This window comes from Ruegeria sp. AB5 (genome assembly GCF_056542645.1).
On record NZ_JBQGAE010000029.1, the window covers coordinates 1 to 15,730 of the forward strand.

A 15,730-nucleotide genomic window follows, 5' to 3' on the forward strand; every position below is an offset into this window, starting at 1 on the left:
GGCCAGATCTAGGCCAACTGTTGTAACCTGCATTGGGTGGCTCCTTTCCTAGCAGTCGATGACAACTGCAGTATGGCGCATTGTGACGCCGAGGGAGCAGGAGCCATCCACCCCATCCACAATGCGGGCTGCAACCGCAGCATTCGAATATAGCGCTCAAGGTCGGCTAAGGGCCGGACCACTATGCTGCGTTTGCAAACGCTTGAAAATGGGGAAACGGCAGCAATGGGCTCTCATCGCAGGTCCGCAATCGTTCTGTGAGCGTAAAGATCTAGCGATCAGTCTTGTCGCACATCGCAAATCTCGCGCAATAAGCATCAAACGGATGCCTATTTTTCAAAAGACTTCATCTGTTTTTTCGCTTTGTCCCAAGAAGCCCCTACCCGTTTTCCTCCAAAACCTCCTTTAGCCGATCTAGCATTTCTTCGTCGGACAACACATGGGAGCGGGCTGCAATATTTGCTCCGGCAGCGTCGAACAGGTTGGCGTCAACGATTGCTTCAAAGGCACCAACAACGCGGACCCAATTTTCCGGATCGTTCCGGACATGGCGTTTCTTGAGTTTGAAGGAATTGCGGTTCCAGTGATTATTCCCGATGTATTTTTCGTTGGTCAGAATTTGACGCACAACCGCCGGTGACCAATCCCGATCCAGATTGGTTCGAATTCCGCGCTGGTTCAGGTCTGACGCAATCTCAGCTTCAGACCAACCGTCGTTCACAAACCTCAAGAAGATCTGATTCACTATTGCGATTTCATCAGCGGGACCCGGAACAAGTGATACCCGGTCGATCTGAATACTCTTGTGTTCACCTCGCGAAAGAATGCCCTTGGTGCGTCCGGCTTCATCAATCAGCATCCGCCGCAACCCGAACCCGGCTGCGCCGCCTTGTCGATAGCCCAACTCGACCAGCCGCTGCTGCCCCGCAAAGACCTTTTGCGAAAGCTCGCGACTGTATTCGTCTGCCATTGCCCGCTTTAAACCTTTGACGACGGTGGACATTGGGCTGCCATCATTCTCGAACTGTTCCGCGCAGTATTCGACCGAAATGCCCGCCCGTTTGCAGATATATTCGTAGTAGGCGCTTTCATCCGCGTCCTGGAAGGGCCCCCAACGGCTGATATCGTAAACGAGAATAGTCCCGAATTCGGTCTGGCCAGTTTCGATGTCGTCGATCAACTGCGATAGGCCTGCGCGGCCTTGAATTCTCAATCCGCTCTTACCTGCATCAGAATAGGTTCGGATAATTCTGTAGCCGCGTTCATCGACATAGCGCTGGATGGCGTCGGCCTGGTTTTCGGTCGAGTAGCGCTGATGCTCTGTCGACATGCGAACGTACTGTGCAGCGTTCCGCCGGTTTTCCCTGTCTGTCTTGTTCTTCAGCCAACTCAATGCTGCGGCTCCCACCACTCAAAATTGCAAACCTGTACGGACACTCTGCGATTCCTTTCTCAATCCTAAAGGGAGAGGTCCGGAAACATGTTTCATAAAAAGGGCAACACGTTTCATCGAAAGTGCGACGAGCGCGTATCGGTGTCAGAATACAGGGAAGCGATCAGTGACGCTCTCTCTCAAGAGCTGGGTGGGGCAGGGCGAACTACAAAATCAACGATGCGGTGGACTGGAGCATGTGAACGAACGGCTAAGAACTGGATTTCTGGCTCATACGACCAACAGGCGAGAACCTGATCGCATTGACAAAACATTCAGACACAGTTTTTGCGGTCGTACTCGAATTGGCGGGACGGAGCGAAGCGATGTCGATAGCGCGGCTAAAGCTTGTCAAAGAAGAACTGGCCGGAATATTGAGTTATTTAGATACGATCTGTGCGGATGAAGGCGATCAAAAACCCGAAAATACTCTTTCGGCTGCTCCAACGCGATGGAAAGCCTTTGAGTCGCCAATGGCAAAACCCGTGCGATCCGAAAAATGTAGCTGATAAAAACCAATGATTTAACTTCCATTGAGTGGCAAAACTATGCATCGCCCGACAGCCTAAGAAACTCCGGAGAGGTTTGACTTTTCCATCACAACGTTGACCCAAGTGCTTGTTGACCCCAATTAGGCATGGGCCGGTCGCTTCATCTTAGCGACTGATAGGCCTATGAGATCTGTGTGGTAAAGCAAGTCTCAAAGCTCAATTTGGACCAGGCACTGATCGTTCGCCACGAATACCGATCCTTGAGATTGGAGTTGTTCGGTTGCCAGACCGCCCGATCATTGGGGGCGACATACTCGCCGCGCCTCGGCAATGCCCACCGCTTTGGCGGGTTTATCGGCAAAGTCACATGACGACACTAGCCCGTCATCCTGAGATTGTATGGAAAACTCTCGGCCCTCACGCGGTACAAGGTTGGGAGTAATAGCTATAAATCAATAGGTTCAAAGGTTGGGCTGCGACAGGTCCAGCTCTTTGTACATTAAAGTCGTGGGCTCCAGTGTAGGTTCAAAGGGGTTGCGGCAATAGTTCGGGATTTCCCCGGCGACCTGAAAGCCGATGCTTTGGTACAGGATGCGGGAGGGATCGGTGCTGCGTGTGTCAAGGACCAGTACGGAGCGATCCAGCTCGGCGGCCCGTTCCGTGAGAGCGTGCATCAGAGCCTTGCCCAAGCCGCACCGCCTGGCGTCAGGGTGAACCAGCAATTTGGCAACATCGGCGCGGTGGGGCTGATTGGGCATGGGGGCCGGGATCAGTTGTACGGTGCCCTGGATACGCCCATCGCCGTACGCTACAAACAGATCCAACCTTCCTGTTTGTAGATCCGGGCGCACACGGTTGCGCCAATACTCACGCGCGTCGTGCAGCGAAAATGGCAGAATGAACCCAATACTCGCACCGGTATGCACGCAGGCATGCAGGATATCTGCGAGATCGTCGATGGCAGCATCGAAATATGCATCGGTCAAACGCGTAATCATATCAGCACCAGTATATAACGCGCGCCGCGTTCAGAACCGGTTTCAAACCGCGTTGGTCCAGAGAGGTGATAGCGCATGCAGTCGCCGCCGCTCAGCATATGCGCGGTTCCGTCCACGGTCAGCGTCAGGACACCATCCAGAACTATCAAGTGATGTTCCTGCCCCGGTTTCGGGGGCGTATCGTATCGCACCACAGTGTCGCGCGGCAGGTGACACTCCAACACCTCGCCGCTCAACCCCGTTGATGGAGGTGAGACGGACCTTCGGGTAAATCCAGTCTCCGGGTCACTCCATTCCGCTTGCCGCTCAAACGGAACTTTGGGGTCGAAACTGTCCTCGACCATCATCAACAGGCGCGACATCGGCAGGCCATAGGCCGCGCAGAGACGACCAAGGTTTTCTGCGGTTGGACTGACCTCGCCCTTTTCCATACGCGAGAGGGTCGCGCGGCTGATGCCGCTGAGATCGGCCAACTGGTCCAGCGACCAGCTTCGAGACTGGCGCAGTTCGTTCAGGCGGATTGCAAGGCGGTTTGAGAGAGTATCTAGCATGGATCAAAAGTGAGATAACTTTTCATAAATGAGATAGTACATGAAAAAACATATATATAAAAGTAAAAAAGGGCGCGGTCACCTCCGCACCCTCTTTCCTCTCGAAATTGACGAAGGACTACTTCCAGCCTACTTCGTTGTAGATTTTTTGCGCCTCAGGCACGTTCTTGGCCACAGCCGACAAGTCTATGTCGTCCGCCTTGAAGTCACCCAGCGCCGAAACCGACTCGGACAAGGTGACGCCCTCAACAGCCGGGTATTCATCATTGCCGGCCGAGAAATACTGCTGGGCCTGATCGCTTGCCAGATATTCGAGGAATTTGACAGCGTTCTCTTTGTTTGGGGCATGTGCCGCAACGCCACCGCCGGACAGGTTGATATGCGCCCCATTGCCGTCCTGATCGGGGAATACCCAACCGATCATTTCGCGGTCGGCGGAAACGCCGTCAACGTCTTTGCGGATCGCGCGGGCGAAGTAATAGGTGTTGGACATCGCTATGTCGCACTCACCCGAAACGATGCCACGCAGCTGGTCGGTGTCGCCGCCCTGCGGATCGCGCGCGAAGTTGGCGACAACACCCTCGGCCCAGGATCTGGCTGCATCAGCACCGGCATGCTCGATAATCGCGGCCAGGATCGTCTGGCTGTAAACATTGGTACCCGAACGGATGCAGACCTGGCCTTTGTATTTGGGGTCAGCCAGATCGGCATAGGATTGCGGCGGCTCGCTTACTTCGTTCTTGTCATAGAACAGAATGCGCGCGCGCTGGGAAAAGCCGAACCACTGATTGTCGCTGTCCTGCAGGTTCGAAGGGATTCGCTCTTCCAGTACGGCGTTGTCGATTGATTGCAGCACACCTGCGTCCTTGGCGCGTTCCAGTCGCGAGGTGTCAACGGTCAGCAGAATATCGGCAGGCGAATTGACGCCTTCGGCTTCCATACGGGCAATCAGCTCGTCAGCTTTGCCTTCGATGCGATTGATCTTGATCCCGGTCGCGTCTTCGAAATCGGAATACAGACGTTCGTCTGTATCGTAGTGGCGCGAGGAATATAGGTTCAGTTCACCTTCCGCAGCGGCGGAAGTGGCGATCAGCGCTGTCATGGCAGCGGCGACGCAGGTCGAGGATTTCAGCATAGTGTCTCCCAACATTGAAATTCGTGGCGGATGTTAATCCGACTGAAATTGTCAATTAAAGGATTCTCCGGGAGATGCAAGAAAATCTGACTAAATTAGTTGGTCACATGGTCGCGGGGTCGATCCCTTCGATGAAGAGCTGACCATTTGGGGGTTCTGCAGGACATGAATGTCGGTCTCATTGACCATATTGCCGATGCGCTGTCACGGTTATAGCGTGTAGAAATGACCTACCGTCTGGAAAACGCGACAAAAGCGCAGTTCCAACAGATTGCCCAGCTATGGGAAACCGGGTGGCATGACGCGCATGCCGAAATTGTTCCGTCTGACCTTTGTGCATTGCGCACCTCAAAAAGCTTTCTGGCGCGGACGCTGGACAATCTGGCACTTACCCGGGTTGCGGTGGACGGATCCAAGGTGCTGGGGTTTTGCATGACAAAGGACGATGAGCTTTATCAGATGTATGTCACACAACAGGCGCGTGGTTCAGGTGTGGCGCAAACGCTTATTGCAGATGCCGAGCGCCGTATCAGGGCCGCCGGTCACAAAACGGCGTGGCTTGCCTGCGCAATGGGTAACGAACGCGCAGGCCGGTTCTATGGAAAGTCAGGTTGGATCAGGGCGGGGCAGGAGGTCGTGCATCTGGAAACCTCGGAAGGCGCGTACCCGTTGGAGGTTTGGCGGTTCGAAAAACCGATGAGCGCCAACCGGGACGCCTAGTTCGCACAGCAGATAGCGTTCGAACAAAAAAACCGCGCTCAGAGGCGCGGTTTCTTTACGGTATAGGTGCCGTTCTCAGCCCTGGCGAGCTTTGAACTTGCGCTGCGTCTTGTTGATCACGTAGACGCGGCCTTTGCGACGCACAATACGGCAGTCGCGGTGCCGGTTCTTGAGCGAGCGGAGCGAGTTCTTGACCTTCATGGGTCTGTCTCCAATCTGCGGCGCCTTCATCAAGGACGTGGCCAGCGCCTGGGTTAATCGGGGTCCCGGACAACCGGAACAGTGAATTCATGGTGGGCGGTACAAGGATCGAACTTGTGACCCCTTCGATGTCAACGAAGTGCTCTACCGCTGAGCTAACCGCCCACGTCCCTTTGCGTCCCCAGCCCCACAACGAAATGGGGCGCGGATAGCCGCGCCGGTAGCGGGGTCTATAAAAGGAGTCGCAAAGGGGTTCAAGGGGTTTGGAAGAACTATTTTCCAGTCTATGTTACCCTCGAACACGGAGAGAACATGCAGAACCCGGCCTATTTTCTGGATATGCCCGAAAACCGCAGCTCATGTGCGGTTTTTTCCTCGCCCCATAGCGGTCGCGACTATCCCGACGCACTGCTCAGGCGCACGGTTCTGAGCCCGAACATGATTCGATCCTCAGAAGACGCTTTCGTGGATCAGCTGTTTGCGCCTGCGTCAGATTGCGGCGCACCTTTCATCAAAGCCGCGATGCCGCGATCTTATCTGGACCTCAACCGAAATGCGGATGAACTGGATCCCGCCCTTATTCAAGGGGCAAAACGGCAAGGGCACAATCCACGTGTCGCTTCGGGGCTGGGCGTCATACCGCGTGTGGTGGCAAATGGCCGCGCGATCTATCGCGGGAAGCTGACGATGGACGAGGCGCGCTTGCGCATCGATACGTATTGGCGACCCTATCACGGTCGTCTGAAAAGTCTGCTGGCAGAGTCGCATGCGAAGTTCGGACAAGCAATTCTGATAGATTGCCATTCCATGCCGCATGAGGCGGTCGCGATGGCCAGCGCAGCCCGGAATTCCCGCCCCGAGATTGTGCTGGGTGACCGCTTTGGTGCCTCGGCCTCGCCCGAGATCGTGGACCAAATCGAAGCTGCGTTTGCGTCGGCGGGACTGGCGGTGGCAAGAAATGCGCCCTTTGCCGGGGCTTATGTCACACAAACCTATGGGCGCCCCGGACGACACCAGCACGCTATTCAGGTTGAGATTGACCGCTCTCTTTATATGAATGAAGACACGATCACACCGAACGCCAACTTCATGGCGTTTTCCAAGGTGCTGCGACAGGTGATCGCCGAGATTGCCAGTATCGGTGCCCAGCCGCAGCGACTGGCCGCGGAATAGACCTCTAGCGCAGGGCGCGGCCTTTTACGATTGCATCCGTTCCAAACCTTTTGCGAATTTCATCCGTTGCGCGTTCGGCCTGGGATCTGCGCGTAGCTTCGGGGTCCAGCAAATCGCCCGATATGTCGGCCTGATCTGACGGGCGCAGATCGGACAGACCGCACCCCAACAGCCGATAGGGCCCTTGATCACCGACCTGATCAAACAATCCGCGCGCCGTCCTGTAAATCCGATCCGCAATCTGGGTCGGGTCCCGCAACGACACGCGCCGTGTCAGAATCTTGTGGTTGGCCTTCTTTAATTTCAACGTCACCACACGGCCAGCCAGATCTTTGGCTTTGGCCCGATCCGAGACTTTCAGCGCCATGCGCCACAAGTGCCCATCCAGAATATTAAGGTTGGATGTGTCCTCGAAAAAAGTGGTTTCGTTGCTGATCGATTTCATGGGCTCATGGGCGGAAACCCGGCGTTTGTCCTGACCGCGAGCGAGATGCCACAAGCGATACCCCATCGACCCGAACCTTGCGGTCAACGCGTCCTGATCCCAACGCAATAGGTCCGAAAATGTTCTGATGCCAGCCCGTTCCAGCGACTCTTGTGCGGCCGGTCCGATGCCCCAGATCAATCGCACGGGTTTGTCGTTCAAAAACTCCGCCGTTTCCGCTTTGCCGATCACGGAAAAGCCGCGCGGCTTGTCCAGATCCGACGCCACCTTGGCCAGAAACTTGTTGTGGCTCAGCCCGATCGAGCCCGTCAGTCCCAGCTCATCTTTCATGCGTTTGACCAGACCGGCCAACATCACCGCAGGTGGCGCGCCGTGCAGGCGTTCGGTGCCGGACAGATCAAGAAAGGCTTCATCCAGCGACAGCGGCTCGACCTTGGGCGTCAGCTCATCCATCATCGCTCTGATTTGGCGTGACACGTCTGCATAGACGGACATGCGTGGCTTAACCACCACGGCCTCAGGGCACAACTGCAGCGCTTTGAACATCGGCATGGCGGATCGTACCCCGCGGATACGGGCAACGTAGCATGCAGTGGACACAACGCCTCTTTTGCCGCCGCCCACGATTACCGGCTTGTCCGCCAGTTCGGGATTGTCTCGTTTTTCGACTGATGCGTAGAAAGCGTCGCAATCCATATGGGCAATCGACAGATCAAACAGCTCGGGATGCGATTTCAATCGCGGACTGCCGCAGGATGGGCAGCGCTTGGTGTCTGAAAAGGCTGTCAGGCAATCGCGGCAGAGTGTGGGCATGGCTGTTCTTTCCCGCCCCGAGCTTTCTGACTCGGGCAACCGAGAGTATAGTGTTGTTTGGCGCGTCTAGGAAAGCAACAGATGTCATTCACAGGAGCAAAACTGGCGGTGTTCATCGGTGACAAGCTGTTGGTCATCCGGCGTGACAGGAAAACGGGTATCCCGTTTCCGGATCACTGGGACCTGCCCGGAGGCGGTCGGGATTCAGTAGAGACGCCCGAAGAATGCGTGCTGCGGGAAACGTTTGAAGAGGTTGGCCTTGCGCTCTCGTCCTCAGATCTGATTTGGTCCCGGCGATATGGGGATAGCTGGTTCTTTGTCTCGCTGCTGCCGACCGAGGCAGAGCGCCAGATCAGGTTTGGAAATGAAGGGCAATACTGGTCACTGATGGCGCCCGAGATCTATCTGAAACACCCAATGGCGATTCCAAGTTTTGCCGCGCGACTAAGGGAATACCTGTCCGAGGAAGAGCTCGATCTCTAATAAGAAAGCCCCCCGCGACAGGGCGGGGGGAAAGGTAACAAACCGCAGGAAGAAACGGTTCGTTGGGGAGTGTTTCACGCTCTAGAATCGCCCAAAACACCATATTTAGATAGGTTCTAAGGTTTTGCCCCAAAAAGTTGCGGAAAGCCTGTGTGTTTTGGGGCACAGGGTGAATTCAGCGACGTTGTGCCATTGTTGACCTAAGGTAAAGATATTGCAGTCGTTTCTCGGCTCATCCGTGTTGATTCCCAAAATGGGGTCAATGCCGTGTCAAAGAATTTAACTCGTTCAGAACCGCCTCTGCGGCGGCTTTCGGGTCCTCGGCCTGATAGATCGGGCGCCCGACCACGATATGATCTGCCCCTTCGCTGATGGCATTGGCGGGTGTCGCGACCCGCTTCTGATCCCCCAGAGCGGCTCCGACCGGGCGCACGCCGGGGGTGACGATCAAACGCCCTTCGGCCTGGGGCAGGGCGCGGATCAGCGCGGCCTCGTGTGGGCTGGCAATCACGCCATCAGCCCCGGCCTCGAACGCTTTGGTTGCGCGTTCGACAACCAGATCCTGAACGTCGCCCTTTTTCAGAAGACTGGCATCCAGATCGTCGCGGTTCAACGAGGTCAGGATTGTCACGGCGAGGATTTTGAGATCTTTGCCTGCCGCGCCTTCTTTCGCGGCGCGCACCACATGCGGGTCGCCATGCACAGTCAGGAAATCCAGATCGAACTGCGCCAGCCCCCGCACGGCATTTTCGACTGTATTGCCGATATCGAACAGCTTCATGTCCAGGAAAATACGTTTGCCATGATCCTGTTTCAGCTCATTGGCCAGCGCCAGACCTCCGCCGGTCAGCATTCCCAGCCCGATCTTGTAAAAAGACACGCGGTCGCCCAACCGCTCTGCCATGGACAGGCCTTGCAGGGCGTTCGGGACATCAAGGGCTACGATCAGGCGGTCATCGGACATGATGGTGGACATTGGGGGCCGCTCCTTTTTGGCAAACGGTTGCGTCCTAGCGGGTTCTGGGCGTTCTGTCCATCTGTGATGCCAGGCGCGGGCAGGCGCGTTTTGTGGTATTGTCCCCAGTATTGAGCACTTGATTTCAAAGTAAGGGACAGAAAATGAAAAAGCTGGTTCTGCTGGGCGCGTTGATAGCGCTGGCTGCATGTGACGAAACCCCACCTGAGACGCCGGAAACCGGGGCTGCACCGCAACCGACAAACGACGATTTGCGTCTTGTTGGGGGCTACAGGTCTGAGGACGATTGGTGCCAGCTTACCGGCGAAACGGCTTTTACGGGAAACTTCCTGGATCACACGGCCGACCTGGTTTCATGCCCTGCGGGCAGTGCCGCGGCTCAGTCTCTGGTGGAGGAGACGGGGGCTGTTCAAGTGGCTGAAACCGGCGGATATACAGTCTACACAATACAACGCGAATAGTGCGGGATTCTTCAGTCTAGCCTCTTGAACCGGCAAAGATATTTCCCAGATTGAATGTGAGGCTTCGACCGATGCGTGCCGCCAGGCGGGCGCATCACACCGGGGCGCTTTCAAAAGGAGAATGCCATGGACTTGAACAAGTTCACCGAGCGGGCACGGGGATTCGTGCAAGCAGCGCAAACCATTGCACTGCGCGAAGGGCACCAGAGGCTGGAGCCCACGCATATACTCAAAGCATTGATGGATGACGACCAGGGGCTGGCCAGCAACCTGATCACCCGCGCAGGCGGCGCACCCAACCGCGTGGTTGAGGCGCTGGAAGTTGCGATGGGCAAGATCCCGAAGGTCAGCGGTGACGCCAGCCAGATTTACATGGACGGCCAGACCGCCAAGGTTCTGGACGAGGCCGCCAAGATTGCCACCAAGGCGGGCGATAGCTTTGTGCCTGTCGAACGGGTGTTGATGGCGCTATGCATGGTGAAATCCAAGGCCAAGGACGCTTTGGATGCCGGGGCTGTTTCCGCCCAGAAGCTGAACGAAGCCATCAATGATATCCGTAAAGGCCGCACCGCAGACACCGCGTCGGCGGAAGAGGGCTATGACGCGCTCAAGAAATACGCGCGTGATCTGACCGAGGCCGCGGCCGAGGGCAAGATTGACCCGATCATCGGGCGGGATGAGGAAATCCGCCGCTCGATGCAGGTTCTGTCGCGCCGCACCAAGAATAACCCGGTTCTGATCGGGGAACCTGGAGTGGGTAAAACCGCGATTGCCGAGGGCATGGCCCTGCGCATCATCAACGGGGATGTGCCGGAATCGCTGAAGGACAAAAAGCTGCTTGCCCTCGATATGGGTGCGCTGATTGCTGGTGCGAAATACCGCGGTGAGTTCGAAGAACGCCTCAAGGCGGTTCTGACCGAAGTGACCGAGGCCGCCGGTGAGATCATCCTGTTCATCGATGAGATGCACACGCTGGTGGGTGCCGGGAAATCCGACGGCGCAATGGACGCCGCCAACCTGATCAAGCCAGCGCTTGCCCGGGGTGAGCTGCATTGTATCGGCGCCACCACGCTGGATGAGTATCGCAAATACGTCGAAAAAGACGCGGCCCTTGCACGCCGGTTCCAGCCTGTTCTTGTGGCTGAACCGACCGTCGAGGATACGATCAGCATCCTGCGTGGCATCAAGGAAAAGTACGAGCTGCACCACGGTGTCCGCATTTCGGATTCGGCGCTGGTGTCGGCGGCGACGCTGTCGCATCGCTATATCACCGACCGCTTCTTGCCCGACAAAGCCATCGACCTTGTTGATGAGGCGGCGTCGCGCCTGCGGATGGAAGTGGACAGCAAGCCCGAAGAGCTTGATCAGTTGGATCGCCAGATCCTGCAGATGCAGATCGAGGAAGAGGCGCTGAAGCTTGAGGATGACGCAGCCTCCAAAGACCGTCTGGAAACCTTGCAAAAGGATCTGGCCGATCTGCAAGAGCAATCCGCCGAGATGACCGCTCAGTGGCAGGCCGAACGTGACAAGCTGGCCGGAGCGCGCGATCTGAAGGAGCAGCTCGACAAGGCGCGGGCTGATCTGGAGATCGCCAAGCGCGAGGGCAACCTCGCCAAAGCGGGTGAGCTGTCCTATGGCGTCATCCCCGAGCTTGAGAAAAAGCTGACCGAGGCCGAGAACGCCGAAAGCAGCCAGATGATGGCTGAGGAAACGGTGCGCCCGGAACAGATCGCTTCGGTGGTCGAACGCTGGACGGGTATCCCGACCTCGAAAATGCTGGAAGGTGAGCGCGAGAAACTGTTGCGGATGGAAGACGATCTGCATTCCCGCGTGATCGGTCAGGATGCGGCGGTGACCGCTGTCTCCAACGCCGTGCGCCGTGCGCGGGCCGGTCTGAATGACGAAGGCCGCCCGCTCGGCTCGTTCCTGTTCCTTGGGCCGACCGGCGTGGGGAAAACCGAGCTGACCAAGGCCGTGGCGAACTTCCTGTTCGACGACGACAATGCGATGGTGCGCATCGACATGTCCGAGTTCATGGAGAAACACGCGGTCGCCCGTCTGATCGGCGCCCCTCCGGGCTATGTCGGTTATGACGAAGGCGGTGTGCTGACCGAAGCGGTGCGGCGCAGGCCCTATCAGGTGGTGCTGTTCGATGAGGTCGAAAAGGCGCATCCGGATGTGTTCAACGTGCTGCTGCAGGTTCTGGATGACGGTGTGCTGACCGATGGTCAGGGCCGCACGGTGGACTTCAAGCAGACGCTGATCATCCTGACGTCGAACCTTGGATCTCAGGCGCTGAGCCAACTGCCGGAAGGGGCCGACAGCGGTCAGGCACGGCGGGATGTGATGGATGCGGTCCGGGCGCATTTCCGGCCCGAATTCCTCAACCGTCTGGACGAGACCATCATCTTTGACCGGCTCAAACGGGCCGACATGGATGGCATCGTCGATATCCAGATGGCGCGTTTGCAGAAACGTCTGGCCGCGCGGAAGATCGAACTGGTGCTGGATGATGGCGCCAAGGAATGGCTGGCCAACGAAGGCTATGACCCGGTCTTTGGCGCTCGCCCGCTGAAGCGCGTGATCCAGCGCGCGTTGCAGAACCCGCTGGCCGAAGCGCTGCTGGCCGGTGAGATCAAGGACGGCGAGACTGTTCCCGTCACCGCCGGGGCCGAGGGCCTGATCATCGGCGATCGACTGGGCACATCAGATCGTCCAAGGCCCGACGACGCAGTCGTACACTGATCCGGGCAAGCAACTCAGAAAACCCGCCCAAACGGCGGGTTTTTTGTTGTTGTGACCCAGCCGTCAGCATTTTTTCGAGACGGCGGACGCTTTTGACAGGTTTTGGATGGTCTCGCGACCGTGCGAGCTGCCTTCTGGAGTGCGGTCGGGACAACGGGCATGCGGTTCGATGTCAGGCGGCGCTTGGGGCTACTCACGGACCTGGCGGCTTTTGCGCAGGGCCCGAAGTTCTTCTGCCGTCATTCGGGGGGCAGAGCCGGCGACCGGCTGTGGCGTCGGTTGCAGCAGCGTTTCGATAGATGGTGCAGCCTGTTCTGCGTCACCGCTCAGACGCAGAAAGGCAAGGACTCCGCCCGCGCATTGAATACAAAATGCCCAACCGGTGATCACAATGTATATCAATGCAATCATAACCATCGACCAAGTGACCGAGAACGGTGCAGTGCCATCGACCATCCGTTCGACCAGTTCCAGGTCGTCGGTCAGGATACCCGCATCGGACAACATGATCACGCCGAAAAAGATAACCACCAATAGCACCATCATGGCGATATAGCTGATTGCGACCAAAAAAAAGAGCGGCCAGAAGAAGGCGCCGAAGTTCAGGAAGGGAGTATAGGGTCGGCCATCCGGGTCACGCCCGATTGAAGCCGCTGCAATTGGAACCAGAAACGCGGCCCGCAAGGCGCAGATGGCCGCAAAGAGCAGCAGCATCATCGCCAAGAAAACAGCGATACGAGCAGGCTCCATGTTTGAAAAATACGCGGCAGGGTCTGAGGAGATGTCACCGACACCTAAAGTAACGGCTCCGAAGGCAAACATCATCGCCAAGGCTGTTGCTACCCCGATGCCAATCGCTTCGACCGCGCCGTAGATTATGGCGGGAAATACGAACTTTCCGTATCCGTTGCTGGGTTTCACGTGTCGGGCTTGCAGTCCCAAACGGCTGCCGACCAGTATCGGTATAACACCCGATGAGGCGCCGACGAAGAACATGATCAGAATGGACGCGGGCGGAAGAATCAACCCGATCAAGCCGCTGATCAACCCCCCGATCAGCCCGTACACCAAAAGCGCGACGATCATTACGGGAAAGACAACAACGTAGCGCCACAAAATGGACAACGAAAACGGGAATGCTTGAAATACCAGCACGGGACCAGTCCTGATCAACTAACGGATGAATCCGGCATACCCAAATGAGACGATGACGACCAGCCGTCAAAATCTGCAAGGGGTCGGTGTGGCGCAGATACGTTACAGTTCGTTCGCTCAATCGTGACGCCTGTTTCCTTGGCTCTGTGCTATCAGCGCACTACGTGACCTATGACGCTGACGCAGGACGGAGACCCAAATGGCGCATCGCTGGACCAACACTTTGACACATGCCGACGTGACCCCTCGGGCGGCGTTTCTGAACCGACGGCAGATCATGGCCGGGCTGGCAGGTGTCGGGCTGGCAGCGATGGCGCGTCCCGCCGCAGCGCAGGAAGCCTTGGAGCCAAACAACTGGGAAGAGATCACCAGCTACAACAACTTCTATGAATTCGGGACCCGGAAAGACGACCCGGCGAAATATGCGCACATGCTGGTGACAGAGCCGTGGAGCATAGAGATCGATGGTTTGGTTGACCGCCCGGGTGAGTACGGGTTTCAAGACATCCTTTCCGAGATGACCATCGAAGAACGGATCTACCGCTTTCGCTGCGTCGAAGCCTGGTCAATGGTGATTCCGTGGAACGGGTTTGAACTGGCGGACCTGCTGAACATGGTCGGTGTTCAGGACCGCGCTAAATATGTCGCCTTCGAGACAGCCTATCGCCCGGACGAGATGCCCGGGACGCAGTTCCCGGTACTGGAGTGGCCCTATCGCGAAGGCCTGCGTCTGGATGAGGCGATGCACCCGCTGACAATCATGGCGACCGGCATCTACGACCGTCCCATCCCGAACCAGAATGGCGCACCGCTGCGTCTGGTTGTGCCGTGGAAATACGGATTCAAGTCGATCAAGTCGATTGTGAAGATCACAGTGACCGAGGATGAACCGCCGACAAGCTGGAATATGTCCGCACCGCGCGAGTATGGTTTCTATAGTAACGTGAACCCAACCGTGGACCACCCGCGCTGGTCGCAAGCCTCCGAGCGACAGGTCGGCGGTGGTCTGTTCGCCAAGCGCATTCCGACCCTGATGTTCAACGGGTATGAAGATGAGGTCGCTGGGCTGTATGAGGGTATGGATCTCAAAGAGTACTATTGATCGCATGCAGTCGGTGAACCAGATCATACGCAAGATCCCCGTTTGGGCGGTCTATCTGTTTGGGGCGCTTCCGGCCCCCTGGTTCTTGTACCTCGGTCTGACCGGCGGACTGGGCGTCGAGCCGATCAAAGCTTTGGAGCACGAGTTGGGCGAACTGGCCCTGCAGCTTTTGATCCTTGGTCTGGCCGTGACGCCTTTGCGCAGGTATCTCGGCTTGAACCTGTTGAAGTTTCGTCGTGCGATTGGGGTTCTGGCTTTTGCCTATGTGGCGCTGCATATGCTGGTCTGGCTGGTGTTGGACGTGCAACTTCCCAGCCAGATTTGGGCAGATATCCTGAAGCGCCCCTATATCACGGTCGGGATGGCCGGGTTTGTGCTGCTGCTGCCTTTGGTTGTGACGTCGAACAATTGGTCGGTGCGCCGCTTGGGTCCGCGGTGGCGCAGTTTGCACAAACTGGTCTATCTGGCGGTTCTTTTGGGTGGGGTGCACTATGTGATGCTGGCCAAGGGTTTTCAGCTTGAACCACTTTTGTATCTCGCGGCCATTGTTGGACTTCTGGTGGCGCGCTTGCCGTGGGCGGGCCTCGCGACTCGCGCAAGGCAAGTCGATTCCGCCTGAGTCTGTTGGCAGTCGTCTGGAAAACGCTCAATGCGCGGTGATTCTGATTGATTGAGCCCCGTAGACGCGAGGGTCGGTCAGAAGTGATGATATGTAATTCATTGTTTTAATTATATAAAGTTAGAAACATCGGATTTTTCACCGAGAACTGATTTTTCTGCTTGCGGCTGTGTTCGGTAGACCTTAGAACCCCCTTCACCGGCGGCGCTGAGGTGCTGGGACGCTGCGGC

Annotated in this window: 15 protein-coding genes and 1 tRNA gene; 7 read left to right on the forward strand and 9 right to left on the reverse strand. The window is 57.0% G+C overall.

The features are described from left to right. Positions 1-379: 379 nt before the first annotated feature. The 4 genes from ACR0L4_RS22795 to ACR0L4_RS22810 all read right to left on the reverse strand — a co-directional run bounded on the left by ACR0L4_RS22795 (position 380) and on the right by ACR0L4_RS22810 (position 4,607). Positions 380-1,393, reverse strand: a complete 1,014-nt coding sequence (locus ACR0L4_RS22795; protein ID WP_480515422.1) for a recombinase family protein — start codon at positions 1,391-1,393, stop codon at positions 380-382. A 991-nt stretch (positions 1,394-2,384) separates the two neighbouring features. Then, positions 2,385-2,921: a GNAT family N-acetyltransferase gene (locus tag ACR0L4_RS22800; protein ID WP_170754980.1), complete on the reverse strand. Its 537-nt coding sequence runs from the start codon at positions 2,919-2,921 to the stop codon at positions 2,385-2,387. Further along, positions 2,918-3,472 carry a helix-turn-helix transcriptional regulator gene (locus ACR0L4_RS22805; protein WP_170754978.1) on the reverse strand — a complete coding sequence of 185 codons (555 nt, stop codon included), beginning with the start codon at positions 3,470-3,472 and terminating at the stop codon, positions 2,918-2,920. The genes ACR0L4_RS22800 and ACR0L4_RS22805 overlap by 4 nt, the downstream gene beginning before the upstream one ends. A 118-nt stretch (positions 3,473-3,590) precedes the next feature. Next, a complete protein-coding gene (locus ACR0L4_RS22810; protein WP_480515425.1) occupies positions 3,591-4,607 on the reverse strand; it encodes a Fe(3+) ABC transporter substrate-binding protein in 1,017 nt (338 codons plus the stop codon). Between the two features lie 225 nt (positions 4,608-4,832). Here ACR0L4_RS22810 and ACR0L4_RS22815 point away from each other — a divergent pair, with 225 nt between their 5' ends. Further along, positions 4,833-5,327, forward strand: coding sequence for a GNAT family N-acetyltransferase (locus ACR0L4_RS22815; RefSeq protein WP_480515427.1), 495 nt, complete (start codon positions 4,833-4,835; stop codon positions 5,325-5,327). 75 nt (positions 5,328-5,402) lie between these two features. On the opposite strand, the gene ykgO is transcribed toward ACR0L4_RS22815, so the two are convergent. Further along, entirely contained in the window at positions 5,403-5,528 is a 126-nt protein-coding gene (ykgO, locus tag ACR0L4_RS22820; protein ID WP_008755722.1) for a type B 50S ribosomal protein L36, read from the reverse strand. Between the two features lie 90 nt (positions 5,529-5,618). Further along, positions 5,619-5,693 (reverse strand) — tRNA-Val (locus ACR0L4_RS22825). A 147-nt stretch (positions 5,694-5,840) separates the two neighbouring features. On the opposite strand from ACR0L4_RS22825, the gene ACR0L4_RS22830 reads away from it, so the two are divergent. Beyond that, positions 5,841-6,701 carry an N-formylglutamate amidohydrolase gene (locus ACR0L4_RS22830; protein WP_480515429.1) on the forward strand — a complete coding sequence of 287 codons (861 nt, stop codon included), beginning with the start codon at positions 5,841-5,843 and terminating at the stop codon, positions 6,699-6,701. 4 nt (positions 6,702-6,705) lie between these two features. Here ACR0L4_RS22830 and ACR0L4_RS22835 read toward each other — a convergent pair whose 3' ends face one another. Beyond that, positions 6,706-7,959, reverse strand: coding sequence for a DNA polymerase IV (locus tag ACR0L4_RS22835; RefSeq protein ID WP_480515431.1), 1,254 nt, complete (start codon positions 7,957-7,959; stop codon positions 6,706-6,708). Positions 7,960-8,040: 81 nt separating this feature from the next. Between ACR0L4_RS22835 and ACR0L4_RS22840 the strand changes: the two genes are divergently transcribed. Beyond that, complete coding sequence (locus ACR0L4_RS22840) at positions 8,041-8,442, forward strand: NUDIX hydrolase (protein WP_480515433.1); 402 nt, start codon at positions 8,041-8,043, stop codon at positions 8,440-8,442. A 259-nt stretch (positions 8,443-8,701) separates the two neighbouring features. Here the strand turns inward: ACR0L4_RS22840 and pyrF are convergent, their stop codons facing one another. Beyond that, complete coding sequence (pyrF, locus tag ACR0L4_RS22845; RefSeq protein WP_170754969.1) at positions 8,702-9,418, reverse strand: orotidine-5'-phosphate decarboxylase; 717 nt, start codon at positions 9,416-9,418, stop codon at positions 8,702-8,704. Positions 9,419-9,561: 143 nt separating this feature from the next. On the opposite strand from pyrF, the gene ACR0L4_RS22850 reads away from it, so the two are divergent. Further along, complete coding sequence (locus tag ACR0L4_RS22850) at positions 9,562-9,879, forward strand: hypothetical protein (protein WP_170754967.1); 318 nt, start codon at positions 9,562-9,564, stop codon at positions 9,877-9,879. A gap of 126 nt (positions 9,880-10,005) precedes the next feature. Then, entirely contained in the window at positions 10,006-12,624 is a 2,619-nt protein-coding gene (gene clpB, locus ACR0L4_RS22855; protein WP_480515436.1) for an ATP-dependent chaperone ClpB, read from the forward strand. A gap of 189 nt (positions 12,625-12,813) precedes the next feature. Here clpB and ACR0L4_RS22860 read toward each other — a convergent pair whose 3' ends face one another. Beyond that, complete coding sequence (locus ACR0L4_RS22860; protein ID WP_480515438.1) at positions 12,814-13,779, reverse strand: hypothetical protein; 966 nt, start codon at positions 13,777-13,779, stop codon at positions 12,814-12,816. A gap of 199 nt (positions 13,780-13,978) precedes the next feature. Here ACR0L4_RS22860 and msrP point away from each other — a divergent pair, with 199 nt between their 5' ends. After that, complete coding sequence (gene msrP, locus ACR0L4_RS22865; RefSeq protein WP_170754960.1) at positions 13,979-14,881, forward strand: protein-methionine-sulfoxide reductase catalytic subunit MsrP; 903 nt, start codon at positions 13,979-13,981, stop codon at positions 14,879-14,881. A 4-nt stretch (positions 14,882-14,885) separates the two neighbouring features. Then, on the forward strand, positions 14,886-15,500 hold the full coding sequence (msrQ, locus tag ACR0L4_RS22870) for a protein-methionine-sulfoxide reductase heme-binding subunit MsrQ (protein WP_170754958.1): 615 nt from the start codon (positions 14,886-14,888) through the stop codon (positions 15,498-15,500). Positions 15,501-15,730: the final 230 nt, after the last annotated feature.